Raw genomic sequence first — 21,126 nt, 5'->3', positions numbered from 1 at the left:
TCTCCTATCCGCCAAAGGCTATTGGTCTACTCTCACAAAGTCCCCGTCTTTTAACTCGTACACATAAATACCCTTTATCATTTCTTTGCTTTCATTAAATGCCATGTTGTAACCAGATACCCCATTGAATTCCCGGATGGAGGCAATCTCCTGGCGCAGCGCTTCGCTGTCAGTCCCCACCTTTTTGATACAGTCTAACAGAATATTGGTAGTATCAAATGCCTGGGCAGCAAATCCGTCCGGAACCTCTCCATATTTTTCCTTGAAAGCAGTGATAAATGTCCTGGTCTTATCGTCCAGTCCTTCTGTATCTTCTACATTATCTGAAAAATAAGGTATGCTGCTGAGTATTAAAGCTCCATCCGCTTTATCTCCCACAATATCCAACAGTTCCTTTTTAAGGCACATTCCCGGCCCCACAAGCTGTGCGCTGATATCAAGGCTTTTCGCCTGAATAAATATTTGAGAAGCTTCATTATAAGCCGCACTTGCATATATAATTTCAGCTCCTTTATTTTTCACATTTGATAATATAGGTGTGAAGTCCTTGGTAGAGCCTGTAATAAAGGCCTCTTTAGCAACCACCTCTCCTCCCAGGTTTTCCCACTCATTTGCAAATAAATCTGTTGCCAGAACTCCCTGGTCCGTATTCTGATAGATGATAGCCAGCTTCTTACCGCCTGTAATCTTATATAATTCCTTGGCAAATTCAGAACCTTCATATTTCTGGCTCATGACACAGGAAAACATAAACTCTCCCATGCCCGGAAAATCCGTATGCGATGCTGCCGGACTTACCAGCAACAGCTTGTTTGATTCAAAAATAGGTGCTGCTGCCATGGCGCAGGAGGATGCATAGCTTCCTAAGCCTGCTATCACTGATGAGTCGGACACGATTTTATTGGCTACATTTACGGCTTCTGTCGCATCCCCTTTATCATCATTGAATTCCGTAATATAATCAGTTCCATTTTCCTTATTAAACAATTCCACCGCAAGCTCAGAGCCCCTCATAAGCATCTCTCCATACTGCATATTATCCCCTGTCAGCGGAAAGAAATAGGCCAGTTTATTCTTGCCGGCAGTATCTCCTCCTGAATCCGCACCGGTTCCTTCCTGGACATCATTTCCCGTTTTTCCACCAGCACTGGTTACCGCATCCGAGGTCCCCGCTCCCTGATTCTGGCTGCATCCGGCTAAAATAGCTCCACCGCAGCAGACCACACTTAACATCAACGCCAGCATCCTTCTCTTCAACATCATAATCCTCCTTCATCTCTTTTATCATGATTTAAATATCTGTTCCAACGCTTTGTACATCGCCTCTGCCGGTGGCAGCTCCCCAGACCACATCTGAGCGGCCAAGGCCCCCTGATACACAAGCATACTAAGTCCATCAAAGGTCAATGCTCCCTTTTCTTTAGCCTTTTTTAGAAATAATGTTTCTGCCGGGTTTGTAATAATATCCTGTACAATCATCCCTTCCTTTATATTCTCATAACAGATATCAGGACACCCCGAATCCGGATACAGCCCTGAATTCGTAGCATTTATTAATATATCGCAATCCGGAATTTGGAGCCCCGGCACCCATTTGATAAATGAAGACTTGCAGCAATCCATATTCCGGATAACTCTGCAGAGCTCCTTTCCCGGCTCCTCTTTTCTAGCCGCTACTGTCAGTTCCTTTGCACCGGCCAGGGCACACTCAACCGCAATCGCTCTGGCCGCGCCGCCTGCTCCTAACAGGACAATACGTTTCCCCTCCAGGGACACCCCCCTCTTTTCCATTCCAATGACGAATCCTTTACCATCCGTATTATCCCCTATCAGTTCTCCATCTCTGTTAATCACCGTATTTATGGCACCTATGAGTCTTGCGCTTTCCGACAGGCGGTCCATATAAGCCACCGCTGCAATCTTGTGGGGTATGGTCAGATTCACCCCCTCGAATCCTAATGCCCGGATTCCCTCCAGGGCAGCTTTCAAATTTTCAGGCTTAACCTCCATCAGCTGATAACGCCATGGTATTCCTAAAGCTTTATATCCTGCCTCATACATTTCCGGTGACGGATTCTCATCAATGGGGTATCCCAGGGCTCCTGTCAGTCTCTGTCTGAAACATGTTTTCATATGCATAATCCTCCAAACAAGGTCATATTTATTTAGCAAAGTTAAGTGATGCACGTTTTAATACTCTAAAATGATTTGCGTTTAATCATCTGCATTTTAAGCTGATACTCTTTATAATCAGTCCCGCCATTTTTAATCCTCCCAACTAAAAGCTCTGCAGCCAGATGGCACATTTCATCCACAGGATGACGCAATACCGTCAATGGAGGGTTGGTAATTTCCGTCCAGGCATTGTCTCCAATCCCGACTAAAGCGAGTTCTTCCGGAACCTTAATTTGATGCTCCATAAGACACTTCATCACTCCGATCTGCATATTGCCATTACAGATTAAAAGAGCGGTCATAGTGCGGTCTTTTATCAGCCTCTCTGTCTCCTCATAAGCGATGACAGCATCTGACTCCCCTTCTTTGATTAATTCCGAATCTATCTCAAGACCATGTTCCTTCAGCGCCCGTATGTATCCCCGGAGACGGTCCTCGGTATTTGAAATGCCTGACTGTCCTTTTAAAATTCCGATTCTCTTATGCCCTGCCTTTATCATCTGGCTTACAGCATCATAGACTGCCTCTTCATTATTACCAGTCACGCAATCCGCTTCCAGACCATCGGCTTTCCGGTCAATCAGAACAATGGGCACCCTCCGTTTGGTTCCGTTCAGATAGGAATGATCTCCTGGTGCTGGAAACATTATGACGCCATCCACCTGTTCCTGGAAGAAGAGGTCCATTTGTTCCTTTTCAGTGGATACATTTTCATAGGAATATCCAAGTATGACCTGGTACCCCTTCTCACTGAGTACTTCATTGATATCGCTGATAATATCCACAGAAAAGTAGTTGGAGATATTGGGAACCAGCAGCCCAATCTTTTTACTCTCATTGCTTCTCAGGCTCTTTGCAAGATTATTAGGAATATATCCCAATTCATCTGCAGCCTTTTTTACCCTGTCCACTATCTCACTGGAGACATATCTTGTATTGTTAAATACATGTGAGACAGTTGCAGTAGATACTCCGGCGCTGTGCGCTACATCTTTAATCGTCGCTTTCATATTCTACTCCCCTTTTTTGGTTAATCGATTACGTAATCGTTTAACTTGATTAAATCATATTTTGTACTATTTGTCAATAATAATGTGATAATGCTTTTTAAATATTGCATATTATTTGTTTTTTTATCTCCCCCTCCTATTCTTTTGAGCAATTATTTTAATTTTTTTATATTTTAATTTATTTTTCTAATATTTTTGCACACATCTTTTCTCCCTGCTTTTCAAAAAATTGTATTTGTTCTAACCCCTATTTCCTGCATATCATTAACAGCTTCAACAAAATGAAGTGTATATCCCCATCTCACTTTTAACATATTCTTGTATTGACCTCCCAAATCATGCTATTATTTAAACAGCACACACAAGAGGTAAAACCATGAAACCAATATTCAAAAGCAGCCTAATCAAAGACGTTGTTATCAGCTATGTCTGTATGATTGTCTTCCCCGTCATGATTATCTTAGGCATGGTGTTTTTGTTGGCGGGAAGATACATCTACCGCGCCGCTACGGAGTCCGTGACCGTGACCCAGCAGGCAGTGCTGGAATTATACAAAGAAGAGACCCGCGGCTCGGCCCTGGCCCTGTCTCGGGTGGTCAATATGAACGGGGGCACCACCATACAGGATGCGTCAGGTTATGATACACAAAGACAGGAACAGGCCATGGAGCAGCTATATACCATGTATCAGATGCTGGCCGCACCTGAGTATAAAATTCTGGACATCCATATTTACCGCAAAGACGGCACTGCCATCATCCCCAAGGGTGAGATGCGCTACAGCGTGGAGGAACTCCGCCAAAAGGAATGGTATCAGACGGCTCTCAGACAGCCCGGTCTGGTCCACACCTCCCTGGTGGAAGAGGACTATTTTTACCGCATCCGTTCTTCCCAGGAAATTCTGGAGATATCCGCCTATGCTCCCAGAGAGGATACGGAAGCTGAGTGCATTGTCCTGTACCGGGTTTCGAAGATACCGGATGCCATTAAAAACTATAACAAAAACGGAAGGATGGGAACCATCTGTCTCATCAACAGCCAGGGAAGCATTGTGGCTGACCCCGGCCAGAAGACCCGGCTTCCGTCTGCTGTCACCGAAAAAATCCGTCAAACCGCAGCAGACCTGGCTGCCTCAGGCCAGCCAGCAGCCGGCAATCCTCCTGCTTCAAATAACCATTTTGCCGCCAGCACCCAGCAGCAGATTTCATACCGCGGCATACGCTATATGATTCTGCCGCTGCCCGAACCCGGATATTATCTGGTCAGCGCGGTCAATGAGACTTCCCTGTTCGGGCAGTTTACCCTGTTCTCACTTATCAGTATGGCGGTCATCCTGTGCGTGGTGCTGATGTTCATTTTCTATTTCAAATGGTACATGAACCGGCTGCTGATTCCGCTGGGCCATCTGACAGAGGGCATGAGGCAGGTAGAGCACCGCAACCTGGACACCCGGGTGGAAATGTGCAGGCAGCAGGACATCGCCCGGATGATTTCCACCTTCAACAACATGGTGGAGCAGATTAAGGAGCTGATTCATGACAAGGAGCAGGTGGAAAAGGAAAAATACCAGGAGGAACTCCATACCCTCCAGTCCCAGATGAATCCCCATTTTCTCATGAACACGCTGAACACCTTAAAATTTATGGCTATCTCCGCCCACTATACCGGCATGCAGGATATGGTGGTGGCTCTGGAGAATATCCTTGCGGCGGTGTTAAACCGGGACGGGGGCTTCTATACAGTCAGGGATGAACAGTCTGTGTTGGAGAGCTATATCTATATCATGCAGTTCCGCTACATGGACAGTTTTGAGGTGGACATAAATTTAGGTCCCGGGATTCTGGACTGCAAAGTTCCCAAGCTGATTCTGCAGCCCATTGTTGAGAACTGCATCACCCACGGTTTTGACAACCTGGGGGACCGCCTGGGAAGGATAACCGTCAAAGGAACCATTCAGGAAGGAAGCCTGGTCTTTGAGATTACAGACAACGGCAAAGGTATGGATCAGGACACCATCCAGCAAATCCTTGGAAATCCGCTGGCTCCGGGACATCCCGAATACATGGCAAAACCGGAAAGCATGGACACTCCGGGCTCTTTGAAAAGCCCCGAATCACCCCCCTGCGCAGAGGCTGCCAGCCGCCCGGAACCCACACACCGCCGTACCATCGGCGTGAGCAACACGGACAGGCGCCTGAAGCTTAATTTCGGCCCCCTGTACGGTGTCTCTATTGACTCAAAGCCAGGAGTCTATACCAGGGTCACGCTGACCCTGCCTGTCATAACAAATACAACAGAGGACGAATAAAGCAAAGGATGAGGGCCATGTACACAGTATTGATAGCTGATGATGAAGCAATTGTAAGGATGATGCTGAGTTCCATGATTGACTGGGATGAGATGGAGCTCAAACTGGCTGGCTGCGTATCTAACGGCCGTGAGGCCCTGGCCTATCTGGAGCAGCATCCGGTGGATATCCTGATTACGGATATCCAGATGCCGGTGATAGACGGCCTGGAGCTGATACGCCGGGTAAAGGAATTCCATACCCAGCCGGAAATCCTGGTTCTCAGCGCATACAATGATTTCCCCTATGTTCGCCAGGCCTTTAAACTGGGAATCTATGATTACTGCCTGAAACGGGAAATCCATGAGGAAATGCTGAAACGGCATCTGACCAACATGAAGCAGCTTCTGTCGCAAAAGGGCAGGACTCAGACTTCAGGCGCCGAACATGTGAAAGACAGGAAACAGCTGCTGGCCCAGCTGCTGTGCGGGGAGCTTGAGCCGGAGGCAGCAGGGCTTCCTGAGCGATATTATATGGTCTATTTCTCAATCCAGAGGTATCAGGAAATCAGGAGAAATTTTGGAAACGATTTTGACAAAAACTTTCATGTCTCCCTGCTTAACCTGGCCGGCCAGATTTCACAGGTTGCAAACCACGGCGTTATCGTGCCGGACCATGTGACCAATCTGGTTATGGTCTATGAGACAGGCCCCCAGGACAACCAGGACCAGGCCCTGGAAGGCCTCTTGCGTGTCTGCCGGCGTCTGCTCAATGCCTGGAAGAACTACATGAACGTGGATGCATCCGCAGCAGTGAGCAGCCTGGCCCTTGGGCCTTCTGCCTTTGAGGAGAAGTTAGCAGAAGCCACCATGAACCTGACCATGAAATACGTCATGAAATCCCAGAACCTGTTTTCTTCCCTTGACTATTCCCGCTTTTCTCCCCTGGAAGCAATGGCCCGGGAGGATGAATTCCGTGAAATCATCCAGGCCCTAAAATCCAATAACACAGTGAGCTTCGAGTCTGCCCGCTCCCTTCTTTTGGCGCGCATACAGGAATCCCCTGTACGGCAGGCAGGCCTTCTGGCCCTCTATCTGGCCTATCATATTGCTGCCTCCCTGGTCCACCAGCTGGAGGATACGGACTATGTATACAGCACCAGTCTTCTGGAAGAAATATCCGGCCTAAAGACCAGCCAGGAAGTGTGTATATGGACCGTAAATTTTCTCAGCGACATGAAACGCTACGTACAGTTCCACTATCAATTCGATTTCCCGGACGAGATATCCCGGGCCATTAATTATATCGACAGCCACTACTATAAACCCGATCTGACGCTCTATGAAGTGGCATCGGAAGCAGGCTTCAGCGAAAAATATTTCAGCACGCTTTTCAGCCGCAAAATGGGTATGTCCTTTTCCAGCTATATGAAACATCTGCGCATACACCACGCCAAGACCATGCTAAAAGAAACCAGCATGAAGCTTAAGGAAATAAGCGAGGCAGTGGGCTACAACAGCGTGGAATACTTCGTGCGGGTATTTTCCGCCCAGGAGGGGGTGAGTCCATCCTCCTACCGGAAACAGAGCCGTACCATTGTACAGTGAATCGAACCTTTTTTCATTGTTTTCATCCATCAGAATTGTTACACTGAATCTGACAAAAGCAATCACAAAGGAGGAAGCTATGAGAAAGAAAAGATTTTTGTTAGGCGCAGTGGCTCTTACGGCTGCCCTGGCAGCCACGGGCTGCAGCAGCACCCCCAACGGTTCCCAGGCAGCGGACAGCGCAAAGAATCAGGCAGACACGGGTAAGGATTCCGGCAGTGCAGATTCCGGCAGCAGGGACTCCGGCAGTGAGGACACCAGCAAAGCCGCCGGGGCAGACAGGAACATCTCCTGTACCCTGACCCTGGCCACCTGGGACGTGGCGGCTGCCAAAACCTTTGAGGAACTGGACATGGAAGGACGGTTCCAGGAGCTCTATCCAAATGTGGAAATCGACATCGAAGAGTTCAATGCGGAACCGGAGTATTTTAATTCCATGAAAATCCGCTCCTCTGCATCTGAGCTTCCTGACCTTATGTTCCATAAATCCGACAGCATGAACCAGTACTCCGAGTACCTGGCAGACCTGACGGATACAGAAGCCAATAAAAATAACCAGATTGCCTCTGAGTATGCGGTGGACGGCAAGGTCCTGGGCATACCGGACCGCAAGGCAAGTGATTATGTGTATTACTGGACAGACATGTTTGATGAGGCAGGAGTTGAGGTTCCTGAAACCTGGGATGAGTTCGTGGAGGCCAGCGAAAAGCTCCAGGAACATTTCGGTCCCCAGGACCCTGACTTCGGCGCAATCTGCATGGGCGCAAAGGATGCATGGCCCACTTATCCCCTGATGGAGTATGGTCCTGCCGCACAGAGCGGAAACGGTTATTACTGGGATGCCATGACAACCGAGGACGCGCCCTTTGCAGAGGGTACGGATATCCACACGGTTTACGGCAAGATTTACGACCTGTTCCAGAAGGGCGTGCTGGGAAAAGATCCTCTGGGTATCACATACGACCAGAGCCGCGCTCTCTTTGCAAAGAAAAAAGGCGCCATGACCCTAAACAGCCCCATGTTCCTCACCGCATATAAGGCTGACGGCTACGACACTGCCGGTATGTCCACCTTCTACCTGCCATTTCGTGACAGCAGCCAGGATGAATTCAACCTTGTGACCCAGGGCGACTGCTTCTTAACGGTCACCAACAATTCTGAAAACCCCGAGGTAGCCAAAGCATTCTTAGAATTCTACTTCAGCGAGGCCTGGTATCCGGATTATATTGCCTCCATCAGCAGCGACAGCACCATGACTCCCTATGCCAAGGAGCTGGATCCTGTGCTTCAGACTGCATCCGAACTTCAGCCCGAGGTTAAATTCGTGACCTATGGGGCCGGCGGCAGCGACTTTATCAACATGGTATCCGAGACCAAGTTTGACTGCAAACAGCTGGGCGTGGAGATGCTGACAGACGGCTTTGATTATGCAAAGCGCTGTGAAGAGCTGAACCAGACCTGGGCGGAAGCAAGAACCAAACTGGGCCTTAAATAGGAGGACAGGCATGAACAGGCTCAACCGAAAAAGACTTACCTTTTTAAGCCTGTCCCTGGCAGTTCCGGTCATTCTGTTATGTGTATTTGTGGTTTATCCATTCTGGGAGCTCATCCATATGAGCTTCCTGGAATGGGACGGAGTTTCCTCGGTACGGTCCCTTGCAGGGTTTGACAATTACACACAGCTCTTTTTCAAATCCCCGGAATTCTGGCAGGCTTTCCGCAACAATTTAACGTATCTTCTCATACATGGAATCATGATGCCTGTGGAGCTGGTTCTGGCAGTTATGCTCTCCAGCAGGTTTAAAGGGTCCGGTTTTGTCAAGGCCATCATTTTTCTCCCTTTTATCATCAACGGCGTGGGTATCTCCTACTCCTTTTCCTACTTTTTCTCGCCTGTGGAAGGCGGATTCAACTATATCCTGACCAGGCTGGGTATGGAAGGCCTGATTCATAACTGGCTGTCCGACCCCAAAATCGTGAATTATGTGCTGGCCTCCGTGTCCATCTGGCGGTATATGGGCTTTCACATTGTCCTGTTCATGGCCGGCCTTTCCTCGGTGCCAAAGGATATGATGGAGGCTGCCGTGGTAGACGGCGCCAATGCATGGCAGCGCCTGAGATACATCCAGCTTCCGGCCATCCGTACCGTCATTGACTTCATGCTCTTTGATGTCATCAATGGCAGCCTGCAGATGTTTGATATTCCTTACATCATGACCGCTGGCGGGCCAAACGGGGCGTCCAACACATTTTCCATCTACACCATTGACACGGCCTTTAAATACAATAACTTCGGAATGGCATCCTCCATGGCTGTCATCATGATATTCATGATTGTATGTGTACAGATTGCCCAGCGCTTCATAACCAACCGTCTGAGAAGGAGGGATCAGCATGGCGCGTAAAAAAATATCCCTGGCAGGGAAATATGCTGTTTCTCTCATCCTGGTTCTCATGGTATTCCTGCCCCTTCTGGTGACCATCATAAGCTCCCTGAAGATTCCGGGAAGCCTGGACACCCAGTCCCCGCTGTGGATTTCAGCCAGTGACATGACCCTTAACAACTACCTGAGCGTATTCAAGGAGCGGTACCTTGTCAGGGCCTTTACCAATACCATCAAGATTGTTGCCGTCAGCATTTTCTTCAATGTCCTGGTGGGCTCAATCACTGCCTATTGCCTGGAACGCTTTGAGTTCCGCTTTAAGAAAATCATCTATATCCTGTTTTACCTGTCCATGATGGTCCCCACCAATATCGTGGAGATTGCCAGGTTCCAGGTTATCCGGGGCATGGGGCTCTACAATACATTAGGCGCCCCCATCGTCATATACATTGCAGCCAACCTGATGCAGCTCTATATTTACCGGCAGTTTATAAGCGGCATATCAGTTTCACTGGACGAAAGCGCCATGCTGGACGGCTGCGGTTATTTCAGGATATTCGCCCAGATTATCTTTCCGCTGCTGACACCGGCCACGGCCACCCTTGTCATTATCAAGACCGTGTCCATTGTAAACGACATGTACATTCCCTATCTGTACATGCCCAAAAACCAGAACAAGACCCTGACCACTTTCCTGATGCGCTATGCGGGCGCACAGCAGAATTCCTGGCCCCTGCTTGCCGCCGGAATCATCGTGGTGGCCCTTCCCACCGTGCTTCTGTATGTCTTTTTCCAGAAGTACATCATAGAAGGAATCACGGCAGGCGCCGTTAAAGAATAAAAGGAGATGAATTATGGACAAACCTGTTTTATGGAACCTGAACTGGAAATTTTACGACTATTTTGAGGAAAACCTCCTGACAGAGGATTCTGACCGCTGCTCAGATGTGAACCTGCCCCATACAGTAAAGGAGCTCCCCTTAAGCTACTTCAGCCACCAGGAGACAGCCATGATAAGCACCTATGTGAAACTGCTCTCCGTCACCTCCCGGATGCTGGAGAACAGAATCATACTTGTATTTGACGGCGTCATGACCTATTTTGAGCTCTTTGTCAATGGCCAGAGGGCAGGTGAGCACAAGGGCGGCTACTCAAAAAGCATGTTTGACATTACCGGTCTATGCAAGGAAGGCCCAAACCGGATAGTACTGCGGGTGGACAGCCATGAGCGGGAGGACATCCCACCCTTTGGATACGCCATTGATTATATGACCTACGGCGGCATTTACAGGGATGTCTGGCTTTACTGCTGCAGCCAGGTCTTTGTGGAACGCGCCTTAATCCGCTATGACCTGGAGAACAAAAATGCCATCCTGAAGCCTGAACTGTTCCTGGATAACAGCGGCCCTGAATGCTCCCTGACAGCGGATATCTGCCTGAAGGACAAAGAGGGCGCCATTGTGGCTTCCTACAAAAGATGCATCCAGGCCACCCCGGGCAAAAGCAGTATTATCTTAGAGCCACAATGCGTCCCGTCCCCCATTCTGTGGGATCCGGACACCCCTTACCTCTACACGGTGGATATAACCCTTGAATCGGGCGGACGCGTGCTGGACAGGCACCATGTGAGAACGGGTTTCCGCACAGTAGCCTGCACACCGGAGGGCCTCTTCATTAACAACAGGAAAATCAAGATAATGGGCCTGAACCGCCACCAGTCCTTCCCCTATGTGGGCTATGCCATGGGCAGGCGGGCACAGGAAAAGGATGCGGACATTCTGAAGAATTACCTCAATGCCAACACGGTCCGCACTTCCCACTATATGCAGTCCGAGTATTTCCTGGACCGCTGCGATGAGATTGGGCTTCTGGTGTTCTCAGAGATACCGGGCTGGGGCCACATAGGCGGGGAAGAATTTAAAAAGGTGATGATGCAGGATGTGGAGTCCATGATTCTGACCCAGTACAACCACCCGGGTATCTTCATCTGGAGCATACATATCAATGAGTCCCTGGATGACGACGAACTGTATACCAGGGCCAACGCCCTGGCCCATAAGCTGGATTCCTCACGGCCCACCACAGGCGTGCGCTACATCACCAACAGCCATCTTTTGGAGGACGTGTACTCCTTAAATGATTTTACCTACTCAGACTGCAATCCGGACGGCACAAAGCTGTTCAAGGGCCGCCGGGAGGCCACGGGCCTGGAATACCCTGTGCCCTTTATGATTACCGAATTCTCCGGGACGGCATTTCCCACCAAGCTCTGGGACAGTGCGGACAAACGCACCACCCACGCCAGGGCCTATGCCAGGGTATACAGTCACTCCAACCTGTCAAAGGACCTTCTGGGAATCATCGGCTGGTGCGCCTTTGACTACAATACACATGCGGATTACGGTTCAGGCGATAAGATCTGTTACCACGGCGTCATGGACATGTTCCGCATTCCAAAATACGCTGCCTATGTGCTGCGCAGCCAGAAGAACCCGGAACAGGAAATCGTGATGGAGCCCACCACGGAATTTTCCAGGGGTGATAATAAGGGCAACCGGCTGGTGTCCCCGTTTATGGTCCTTACCAACTGTGATTACATCGAAGTGGAAATGTATGGTAAGCCCCCGGTCCGCTATTACCCGGATAACCGGTATATAGGCCTGGAACATCCGCCCATTGAAATCGAGGAGGAAATCGGCGTGTGGCAGGATTTGTGGCAGGACGGATCCATCACCGGGTATTACAAAGGCAAGGCTGTCATCCAAAAGAAATTCCTTCGCGACTCCAGCCTCCACGATATGGAGGTCACTGCTGACGACACCAGGCTTTATGGGGATTATACAGATGCCACCCGTGTGGTATGCAGGGTTACGGACCGTGTTTCCACTACCCTGGTGTATTTCCCCGGCATCATCCAGGTGGAAAACAATGGCCCAATCCAGGTAATCGGCCCCTCAGCCATTCCTGTAAGGGGCGGCTACGCTGCTTTCTGGGTTAAGACAAATCCCCAGAGCTTCTCAGGAAATGCTGAAACAGCAGAAGTTCACATCCGGCTGACAGACACGACGGTAGAGAAGAAATGTGTGAAAATAGATGTGGTAAAATCTGATATGGAGGTGGGTTAAGATATCATGACCGTTTAAGATATCTTAGCAGTTAAGATATGTCAGGCCCGCATGAACACTGTTTTATATACCGTGTTCATGCGGGCCTGGTTTTTTCTGGTTTTCTGTTGCTTTTCCTTATTATTAATTATGTCCCCCGCAGCTGTGGCCGTGTCCATGGCAGTTATGCTCGCCGCCCTCATGGTGATGGCTGCACATGGTATTCGGATCATAATCCAGGCTGCCGTTTAACAGGGCCTCCACTGCCTGGTCCGCATCCCCGGACGCGCCCGGATACAGTTCAATTCCTGCCTGGGACAGGGCTGTCCTGGCGCCGCCGCCGATTCCTCCGCATATCAGCACCTTTACTCCCAAATTTTTCAAAAATACAGCCAGAGCTTCATGGCCGCTTCCGCCGGTTCCCACTACCTGAGAGGACAGGATTTTCTTATCCTCTGTGTCATATACCTTGAACTCCTCTGTATGGCCAAAATGCTGGAATACCTGTCCGTTTTCATATGTTACAGCAATCTTCATTACAATCTCCTCCTGGTTTGTTATTACAGCGGCGTCTGCGGCACCCGCGTTTTTCGCAGTTCTTCCCGCAGCAGTTTCCTCCGTCCGGACACAGCTGGTAGTTGCCTCCCCGGATTTCCAGCCTTTTTCCATTGACCAGACAGTCCGCCAGCTTTTTCCTGGCTGAATTATACACTGCCTGGACCGTGGTCCTGGCCACCCCCATCTGGTCTGCGCACTGTTCCTGGGTGCAGTCCAGCCAGTCAATGAGCCGTATGGTCTCATATTCCTCCAATGTCAGCTCCACCGCACTATCCATCTCCTGGTTCAAAGGACCAAAGGTGTCTATGGCTGGCACGGAACAGATTCTTCTGGCTTTGTACGGTCGCGCCATATGCCTTCTCCTTCTCCGCTGTCTCACTTTGTTTTTGACTTATGTCAATAATTATAGGGCAGTTTATGACATATGTCAATATCTTTTTTACCTTTCGGTCCCATCTGACCGTCCAAACTAACAGGGCCGTCCCCTGCCTCATAACAATGTATGCAGAAAACGGCCCTGTCATTATTATTTCTTTGTGCCTCAACCGATATCTCCGTCTTATGAATAAGACGGCAGAAAGACCTGTCCCATATTGCCTGTCAGATGCCCCAGCCCCAAGCTGGTAACCATGGCCTGTTCAATTCCCGCCATCTGACCGGAATCCAGATGTCCTATGTATTCCTTCAAACGGTTCCGGTCTATGGTGCGAATCTGTTCTGCCAGTACGGTGGAATCCTGCTTTAAACCGCCGCGCATCCTGCGGATACAGACATGGGTGGGAATGGCTGCCTTGGTGGATCGGCTGGTGATGGCTGCCACGATTACGGTTGGGCTGTATTTGTTCCCCACATCATTCTGGATGACCAGTACCGGCCGGATTCCCCCCTGCTCAGACCCCACTACCGGCGACAGGTCCGCATAATATAAATCCCCTCTCAGAATGGTCTGGTGTGCGTCCTGGTTCATATTTTTGTTCTCTCTATACATATCATTACCTCGCTGATTCGTAAATGGTGTTTTCTAATGAAGAGTATCACCATCCCTGAGGTAATTAATCATATGAGGGACAACCTTTTTTCACACACAAGGTTTCTCATAAAAACAGCACATATGCTGTCATCAGTATAAGCCCTGCCCCCAGCATCATGAACCCGTATCCCATGCTGGAATAAATCATGTGCAGAAGCCTTACATCCTGGGCCTGCCTGAAAAACCGGCTGGACTCCCCCGGTGCCACCACCTGGTTCTTTTCCGGCCTTTTCATAAACAGGGGAAGAGGGCCTTCGCAGATCCCGTTGACGCATCTGGCCAGCACGGCTCCCAAAAAGGGCAGCACGGCAAGTACCAGGGGGCGGTAAACCCGGTCCTCCAGGTTCAGCCATGCCGGCCATCTGTCCACATAGACCCTGGTCCCGTCCTCCCCTGTCTCCATAAGGTATCTGCGAATGAACAGCACATACACCAGAATTCCTATCGTTATGCTGATACAGGCTCCCCTGAGATTGGCCTCTGAAAAATACTCCACCTGGTGCGGGACCTGTGCCCCCCTTAAAAACGGACGGCTGATATCTGCCATACGGTCCATAATCCGGTGGGGGGCCATCCCCATAAGAGGGAGGAGACAAGCAGAGCCGCCCAGGGCAAAGCAGGCAGCCGTGCCGGCGTACCGCTTTTCCCTGTCATCCCTCTCCCGGCCCATTGGGGCCTTTTCCAGAAAAATGGCCGCAAACAGCTTTGCCATGTAGGCAACCGTAAGCCCTCCCGCCAGGAGGAAGGCCCACTCCAGCACCTGAAAGGGCAGGGCATCGGCGCCCTGGGCGCCCAGCACTTCTATATACTCCACTATACTCTCATGAAGCAGCGTCTTACTCACATACCCGTTCCACAGCGGGATACCGCATATGCCATATGCACCCATGGCAAAGACCAGCATCAAAAACGGCTTGTTCCTGCCATATCCCCGAATCTCATTCAGATCCAGCTTATGCAGATTCATATAGATACATCCAGCCGCCATGAACAGCACCAGCTTAATCATGGAGTGGTTCACCATATGCAGCACGGTTCCGCTCACAGCCAGCCCGTTTTCCTCTCCCAGCAGACACTGCATGGCGCATCCCGTAAGGATGAAGCCAATCTGGGACATGGAGGAACACGCCAGGGTACGTTTTAGGTCAATGGAGAACACGGCCAGTATTGCTCCCAGCACCATGGTCACGGCTCCCGGCACCAAAAGCACCATTCCCCAGGCCATGTCATGCCGGAACATGGTCACGGTAACTGCCAGGATTCCGAACACGCCCGTCTTGGTCAGGATGCCTGACAGCAGGGCGCTGGCAGGCGCCGGCGCCACAGGGTGGGCATTGGGAAGCCATACGTGCAGCGGATACATCCCTGCCTTTGCCCCGAATCCGGCAAGCAGCAGCGCTCCTGCCAGATACAGGGGCCATGTTCCCCCTGTGGCCTTCCTGAACTGTTCCAGACTGTCCATGGATAGATTTCCTGTTCCCGCTGCAATCATAAAGATACCGAACAGCGCGCACAGCCCCCCTATAACTGCAATGGCCAGGTAGGTCCTGGCTGCCCTTCCCGCTGCCTCTGTCTCCTCCTGTATGACCATCACAAAGGAGGTAAGTCCCATTATCTCAAAGAACAGGAACAGGGAGAACAGGCTGTCGGACAGAAATACGCCCATGGTTGCCCCGCAGGTTAACAGGGAAAAGAAACAGTATCTTCCGCGATTGCCGTGTCGGGCAAAATATTCCATGGAAAACAGGGTGGTCATCATCCACATAAAGGCTGCAATGGTACTGTAGAGCCACCTGAATCCGTCCGCCCTCAGCCATATGCCCATCTCACAAAATCCGGCCCAGGAAAAAGCTGCCGGACTGTTAACGGGATAAAGGCAGAGCATGCCTGTAAATTCCATGACCATGGCGGCCGACGCAAAAACATCCCGGTTGCTCTCCCCTTTTTTTCCTGCCAAAAGACTGATAAAGGCTGCCAGAAAAGGCCAGGCCACAGCCCCCAACAGCCATATATTTCCTTCCATTTCCGCTACCCCCTTCATCTTTTATCCTTCCTACATACCTCCTGCCGCAATCCGGTTAAACACCTGAATCAGAGGGCCGGACCACAGGCCCAGGACCATGCTCATGGCAGTAATGGCAATCAAAGGAAGCTTCATATTCCAGTTTGGGTCACAATGAGTATTCCAATGGGAATCCTCCCTCCCCTCTGCCGGGAACCAGGCAGCCCCTATGATGAGTACCATATAAAACAAAGTAAAAAAGGCGGATATAATCAGGCATGCCACCCCCAGCATTCCCAGACCCCCTGCCTCTGCGGCAGCCGACCCAAGCATAAACTTGCTCACAAAGCCCGCAAAGAGCGGGACCCCCACCAGCCCCAGCCCGGCCAGGGTAAAACAGGCCATGGTAACCGGCATGGCCCTTCCCACTCCCCGCAGTTCATACACATATTCCCGTCCCCCTTTATACAGGATGGCTCCCGCGCAGAAGAACAGGGTAATCTTCATCAGGGCGTGGCATACCATATGGGTCAGGCCTGCTGCCAGCCCCGCGGGAGTCATAAGCATGACGCCCATAAGGATATAGGACAGCTGGCTTACAGTAGAATAGGCCAGCCTGCGTTTCAGATGCTGGGTGCAAAGGGCCCTGAGGGAGCCATAAAGGATGGTGATGCAGCAGACGCACAGAACCGCTGCCTGCACCTTTGTCCCTATAAGGAATCCGGCCCCGAAGCACCAGTACACCACCCGCATCAGCGCAAACACGCCCCCCTTCACCACTGCCACTGCGTGCAGAAGGGCTGATACGGGAGTGGGGGCCACCGACGCAGCGGGAAGCCAGCTGTGAAACGGGACCACTGCTGCCTTTACCCCAAACCCGAAGAAGGCCAGAATAAATGCGCCGTACAGATGACGCCGTTCCACATGGGACAGACCCTGGGGTATCACACCGCCCCAGGTAAAATCCAGGGTGGTTCCATATTCATGAAGGCTGATAATGCTGACAAATACCATGGCAGCCCCCGCCATGGAAAGAAGCAGATATTTCTTGCCCGCATAGATGGCCCTGGTATCCATGGCATGCATGACCAGCGGCAGGGTAGCCAGGGTCATAAGCTCATAGAAAAAGTACAGGGTAATCAGGCTGTGTGACAGCGCCACTCCCGCCACCACCCCATATGTAATGGAAAAATATCCGAAAAACTTGTTTTCCTTCCCCTCATGCTTCATATATTCAAAGGAATACAGTGCGGTAAGGGGCCAAAGCACTGCAATGAGACAGGCAAATACCCCGGACAGACCGTCCAGTCCCAGCGATATATTCATTCTGCTGCCAAAACGGTACAGCACCAGCGGCTGTCCGGGACGGTTTAACACCAGGGCCCCAATCACTGCCGAGGCAGCCAGAATTCCTCCCATTACCAGTATCTCCCGTTTTCTGCGCTCCTTTGGACGCAGTCCAAGCACAGCCGCGCCAGTCACCATGGGAAGAAGCACAGGCACCAGCAGATAATATGGATTCACACCCATCCCCCCTTTCACACCATATCAGAGGCAATGCCCCTCAGTAATTCAAAAACAGGATTTCCCAGGGCCCCCAGCACCAGCAGGGAGATGCCTAACACGGCCAGAGGCACCCCCATAAATGCAGATACAGACAATCTTCCATCTTCTGATTGATCCGTTTTCCGCCAATCCATTCCCGGAAAAAATCCCGCCACAATAACAGGAAACAGATACCCCGCCGTCAGAAGGGCGCTGACCATAAGCACCACAGGCCCCAGCCATGCAAACACGCCGGCATCTGCCCTCATGGCACCCACGGCCAGATGCCATTTTGCCAGAAAACCGCCTGCCGGGGGAATCCCCACCAGTGACAGGGATGCCAGGGCAAAGCATACCATCACAGCCGGCATCCGCTTTCCCATCCCCCTTAACTCCTTTACCCTGGTGCAGCCCGTTTTACATATCACAGCCCCCGCGCAGAGGAACAGGGCGTTCTTTGCCAGGGCATGGAACACCATCTGGAGCAGGGAGCCGTAAAGCCCTTCCATGGACAGCAGGAATACGCCTAACAGCACATAGGACACCTGGCTGAAGGAGGAACAGGCCAGACGCCTTTTCAGCTTCTTTTCCTTATAGGCCAGCATGGAACCGGTAAATATGGTCACCACAGCCATGGACAACAGGGCGTACTGCACCCATGTCCCCCGAAGGAACGCGGGACCGGCCATATTGTACACCACACGGATGACAGCCACCACCCCTGCCTTGGTAATCAGGCCTGATAACACAGCGCTGGCAGGGGCAGGCGCAACCGGATGCGCGATAGGCAGCCACGGATGAAGGGGCATAAGACCTGCCTTACAGGAAAATCCGGCCGCCATACAGAAAACAGCCAGAAGAAGAATCTGCGGCCTGCCCTGGACCATTCCCGCTGCCTCCATCAGAACCCCGCCCGCCTTAAAATCCGTTCCGCAGGCATACTGGCGGAAGAAGAAATATCCTCCCAGAGCAATGGATGCGCCCAGCATGGAATAGGCCAGATATACCATTCCGGCACGAAGCGCTTCCCTCTTCCTGGAATGGAATACCAGGGGAACGCTGAAAAATGTCATCATTTCAAAAAACAGGTACAGGGTAACAAAATTTCCTGCCCAGGCAACTCCTGTCAGGGCTCCCAGGGACATAATAAGGCATCCGAAAAACCGGGCATCTTCCTTCTCATGTTCCATATATTCAAAGGCAAAGAAAACCACCAGCACCCATATAAGGGATGCCAGACCGGAAAACAGGGCTCCGGTTCCATCCAGCCGAAGGCACAGCTCCATGCCCGGTCCGATGCTCCACAGAGGCAGCTTCATCCCCATGCAGTTCAGGATGACCAGCCAGGAACACACAGCCTCTGCCAGGGACAGAACCGCCGCAGCTGTGTGAATTTTGTTTTTTCCCGGCTTCCATATCCACAGGGCCCCGCCGGAAACCACTGGAAACAGCACCGGCGCCATCATCCACATTTCTCTCATGTCCTATGTCCTCTCCTTCTCATATACTCTCCTGCTGCCGGGGTCACCCGAAGTTGGCAAGCCCTGTCTCTATCATCCGGACCACAGGGCCGTAGCAAGTCCCAATCAGCACATTCCCAGCCATAAAACAGGCCATGGCTGCCGCGAAAGAAACATCCTTTACAGGCTCTCCCGCCTCAGGCACAGCCGCGTCCTCCAGACCTGCCGCCTCATAGTCCGCCTTCTCCGGCCCTCTTTCTGAAAACACGATGATGATGAGCGGTATGTAATACATGGCATTGAGGACCGTGCTGACAGCCAGGGCCCCCAGCACCAGAACCGTCCGGTCCAGATCATGAAACGAGGCCATAGCAAAGGAAATCTTGGAAACAAACCCGGAAAAAAAGGGGATCCCTATCATGGCCATACTTCCTACCACCAACCCGGCTCCGGCTGCCGGATTCCGCCTTGCGCTTCCCCTAAGGGCCGCTATCTCCTTCTGATGGCCGCAGCAGTCCATGAGGCCGCCTGCGGCTGTAAACAGCATGGGCTTTGTCACCGCGTGGACAATCATGTGCAGGACTGCGGCTGCCAGCCCTGCACTGGTTCCCATACCGATTCCCATGAAGATATATCCAATCTGGGCAATGGATGAATAGGCAATGACCCGCTTGACCATATGCTGCTGCAGCGCCTTGGCCGAACCAATGACCATGGCCAGGATTCCGAACACGAAAAGCAGGTCATTGATCCGCAGCCGGATAATCAGATCCATTCCCAGAATCCGCATATAGACTTTGAGAAGCAGGATAATGTATCCCTTCAGAACCAGACCCGACAAAACAGAGCTGGAAGCAGCCGTGGCATTGGCATGGGCTCCCGGCAGCCAGGAGCTGAAGGGATACAGGGCGCTTTTTACTGCCAGCCCGGAAGTCATCATCACCAGAGCCATCTTAAGGGGAAATAAATCCTTTCCTGAGGATGCCAGCTCCCTGACAGCCCCTGCCATGGGTTCCATAAGGAGATGGCCTGTCTGGCAGTATAAAAGGGCAATGGAGATAAGGATGAGCCCGCTTCCCACCAGGCTCATGATGAGATACCTTATGGCTGCCGCCACGGTCTCGCCGCTTTCCTTTGCGCACACAATGGCACAGGCTGAAATGGTATTGATTTCTATGAATACATAAGCGGTAAAAAGGTCATTGGTGTAGATAAGGGCCAGAAGAGAACTGAACAGAAGGTTCATCATCACATAATACAGGCCCGCCCGCTCCCCGGGTATGTCGTGTTCCAGGGACCGTTTATTGGCAGCCACCGTGAGAAACATCACAAGGGAAAAGACCAGGCTCATAAGAGCTTCCAGGGCGCCGGCCCTGACCTCATTCCCCCATGGCGCCGGGAAATGTCCCATCATGAAGCGAAAACAGGTACCGTCCGCCGTATATCCCAGAAGCAGGCCTGACATCACTGCCACTGCCCCCACCAAAACCAGGTGTAGAACCCTGGCCCGGTTCCTGCCTCCCAGAAGGGGCGTCACGATTCCCCCTGCCATCATGATGAATATACTGAAAAATGGAATGTTCTCAACCAGCCTCACCGTCTGTCTCCTCCTGTCCTTCATACAGCATGCCGTCCAAATCCAGTGTCTTGTAATAGTAGTGGAATCTCTGAATCAGTGAAAAGAGAAAGGCTGACACGCTGACAGACACCACGATTCCCGTCAGCACCAGACCGCTGGGAAGGGGATTGATGAATCCTTCCACAGATGTCCTTCCATCTGCTATGGGCGCCCTTCCACCGGCTATGTACCCCTTGGCCGCCAGGAACAGATACACGGACATATCCATAATGTTCAGCCCGATGGCCTTTTTAATCAGGTTTTTCTGGAGCAGCAGCATGGTAAACCCAATGGAAAACAAAATCATGGCCGCTGTCTCGTAGTAGTTGGTCACAAGCGCCTGCAT

Annotated in this window: 17 protein-coding genes; 6 read left to right on the top strand and 11 right to left on the bottom strand. The window is 51.2% G+C overall.

From position 1 onward, the window contains the following. Positions 1-18 precede the first annotated feature (18 nt). The 3 genes from LI015_RS12930 to LI015_RS12920 all read right to left on the bottom strand — a co-directional run bounded on the left by LI015_RS12930 (position 19) and on the right by LI015_RS12920 (position 3,185). A complete protein-coding gene (locus LI015_RS12930) occupies positions 19-1,263 on the bottom strand; it encodes an ABC transporter substrate-binding protein (RefSeq protein ID WP_117565547.1) in 1,245 nt (414 codons plus the stop codon). 21 nt (positions 1,264-1,284) lie between these two features. Continuing rightward, positions 1,285-2,133 carry a shikimate dehydrogenase gene (aroE, locus tag LI015_RS12925; RefSeq protein WP_227125291.1) on the bottom strand — a complete coding sequence of 283 codons (849 nt, stop codon included), beginning with the start codon at positions 2,131-2,133 and terminating at the stop codon, positions 1,285-1,287. A 65-nt stretch (positions 2,134-2,198) separates the two neighbouring features. After that, a complete protein-coding gene (locus LI015_RS12920; RefSeq protein ID WP_227125289.1) occupies positions 2,199-3,185 on the bottom strand; it encodes a LacI family DNA-binding transcriptional regulator in 987 nt (328 codons plus the stop codon). A 376-nt stretch (positions 3,186-3,561) separates the two neighbouring features. On the opposite strand from LI015_RS12920, the gene LI015_RS12915 reads away from it, so the two are divergent. The 6 genes from LI015_RS12915 (at position 3,562) to LI015_RS12890 (ending at position 12,588) form a co-directional block, all read left to right on the top strand. Beyond that, on the top strand, positions 3,562-5,493 hold the full coding sequence (locus tag LI015_RS12915) for a sensor histidine kinase (protein ID WP_227125287.1): 1,932 nt from the start codon (positions 3,562-3,564) through the stop codon (positions 5,491-5,493). 17 nt (positions 5,494-5,510) lie between these two features. Then, complete coding sequence (locus LI015_RS12910; RefSeq protein ID WP_118017429.1) at positions 5,511-7,079, top strand: response regulator transcription factor; 1,569 nt, start codon at positions 5,511-5,513, stop codon at positions 7,077-7,079. Positions 7,080-7,158: 79 nt separating this feature from the next. Further along, complete coding sequence (locus LI015_RS12905; protein WP_117625607.1) at positions 7,159-8,574, top strand: ABC transporter substrate-binding protein; 1,416 nt, start codon at positions 7,159-7,161, stop codon at positions 8,572-8,574. 10 nt (positions 8,575-8,584) lie between these two features. After that, positions 8,585-9,484, top strand: coding sequence for a carbohydrate ABC transporter permease (locus LI015_RS12900; protein WP_002568126.1), 900 nt, complete (start codon positions 8,585-8,587; stop codon positions 9,482-9,484). Then, on the top strand, positions 9,474-10,304 hold the full coding sequence (locus LI015_RS12895) for a carbohydrate ABC transporter permease (RefSeq protein ID WP_227125284.1): 831 nt from the start codon (positions 9,474-9,476) through the stop codon (positions 10,302-10,304). The genes LI015_RS12900 and LI015_RS12895 overlap by 11 nt, the downstream gene beginning before the upstream one ends. Before the next feature lie 13 nt (positions 10,305-10,317). After that, positions 10,318-12,588 (top strand): glycoside hydrolase family 2 protein, encoded by a 2,271-nt coding sequence (locus tag LI015_RS12890; RefSeq protein WP_227125282.1) that lies wholly within the window; start codon positions 10,318-10,320, stop codon positions 12,586-12,588. A gap of 123 nt (positions 12,589-12,711) precedes the next feature. Here the strand turns inward: LI015_RS12890 and LI015_RS12885 are convergent, their stop codons facing one another. From LI015_RS12885 to LI015_RS12850, 8 genes are all read right to left on the bottom strand, one after another. Next, entirely contained in the window at positions 12,712-13,104 is a 393-nt protein-coding gene (locus tag LI015_RS12885) for a NifB/NifX family molybdenum-iron cluster-binding protein (RefSeq protein ID WP_002568129.1), read from the bottom strand. Then, entirely contained in the window at positions 13,082-13,477 is a 396-nt protein-coding gene (locus LI015_RS12880) for a DUF134 domain-containing protein (RefSeq protein WP_002568130.1), read from the bottom strand. The genes LI015_RS12885 and LI015_RS12880 overlap by 23 nt, the downstream gene beginning before the upstream one ends. Positions 13,478-13,684: 207 nt before the next feature. After that, positions 13,685-14,113: a type II toxin-antitoxin system PemK/MazF family toxin gene (locus tag LI015_RS12875; protein ID WP_002568131.1), complete on the bottom strand. Its 429-nt coding sequence runs from the start codon at positions 14,111-14,113 to the stop codon at positions 13,685-13,687. 106 nt (positions 14,114-14,219) lie between these two features. Further along, positions 14,220-16,178 (bottom strand): complex I subunit 5 family protein, encoded by a 1,959-nt coding sequence (locus tag LI015_RS12870; RefSeq protein ID WP_319638726.1) that lies wholly within the window; start codon positions 16,176-16,178, stop codon positions 14,220-14,222. Positions 16,179-16,208: 30 nt separating this feature from the next. Then, entirely contained in the window at positions 16,209-17,681 is a 1,473-nt protein-coding gene (locus LI015_RS12865; protein ID WP_319638725.1) for a complex I subunit 5 family protein, read from the bottom strand. 14 nt (positions 17,682-17,695) lie between these two features. Next, positions 17,696-19,183 carry a complex I subunit 5 family protein gene (locus LI015_RS12860; RefSeq protein WP_227125276.1) on the bottom strand — a complete coding sequence of 496 codons (1,488 nt, stop codon included), beginning with the start codon at positions 19,181-19,183 and terminating at the stop codon, positions 17,696-17,698. A 43-nt stretch (positions 19,184-19,226) separates the two neighbouring features. Next, entirely contained in the window at positions 19,227-20,759 is a 1,533-nt protein-coding gene (locus tag LI015_RS12855; RefSeq protein ID WP_227125274.1) for a complex I subunit 5 family protein, read from the bottom strand. Beyond that, positions 20,746-21,126 (bottom strand): sodium:proton antiporter, encoded by a 381-nt coding sequence (locus LI015_RS12850; RefSeq protein WP_227125273.1) that lies wholly within the window; start codon positions 21,124-21,126, stop codon positions 20,746-20,748. The genes LI015_RS12855 and LI015_RS12850 overlap by 14 nt, the downstream gene beginning before the upstream one ends.

It is taken from the genome of Enterocloster sp. 210928-DFI.2.20, from assembly GCF_020554465.1.
Classification (GTDB): Bacteria; Bacillota; Clostridia; order Lachnospirales; family Lachnospiraceae; genus Enterocloster; species Enterocloster bolteae.
The sequence above is the reverse complement of the archived record's forward strand: the minus strand, read 5'-3'. Positions and strand labels throughout refer to the sequence as shown.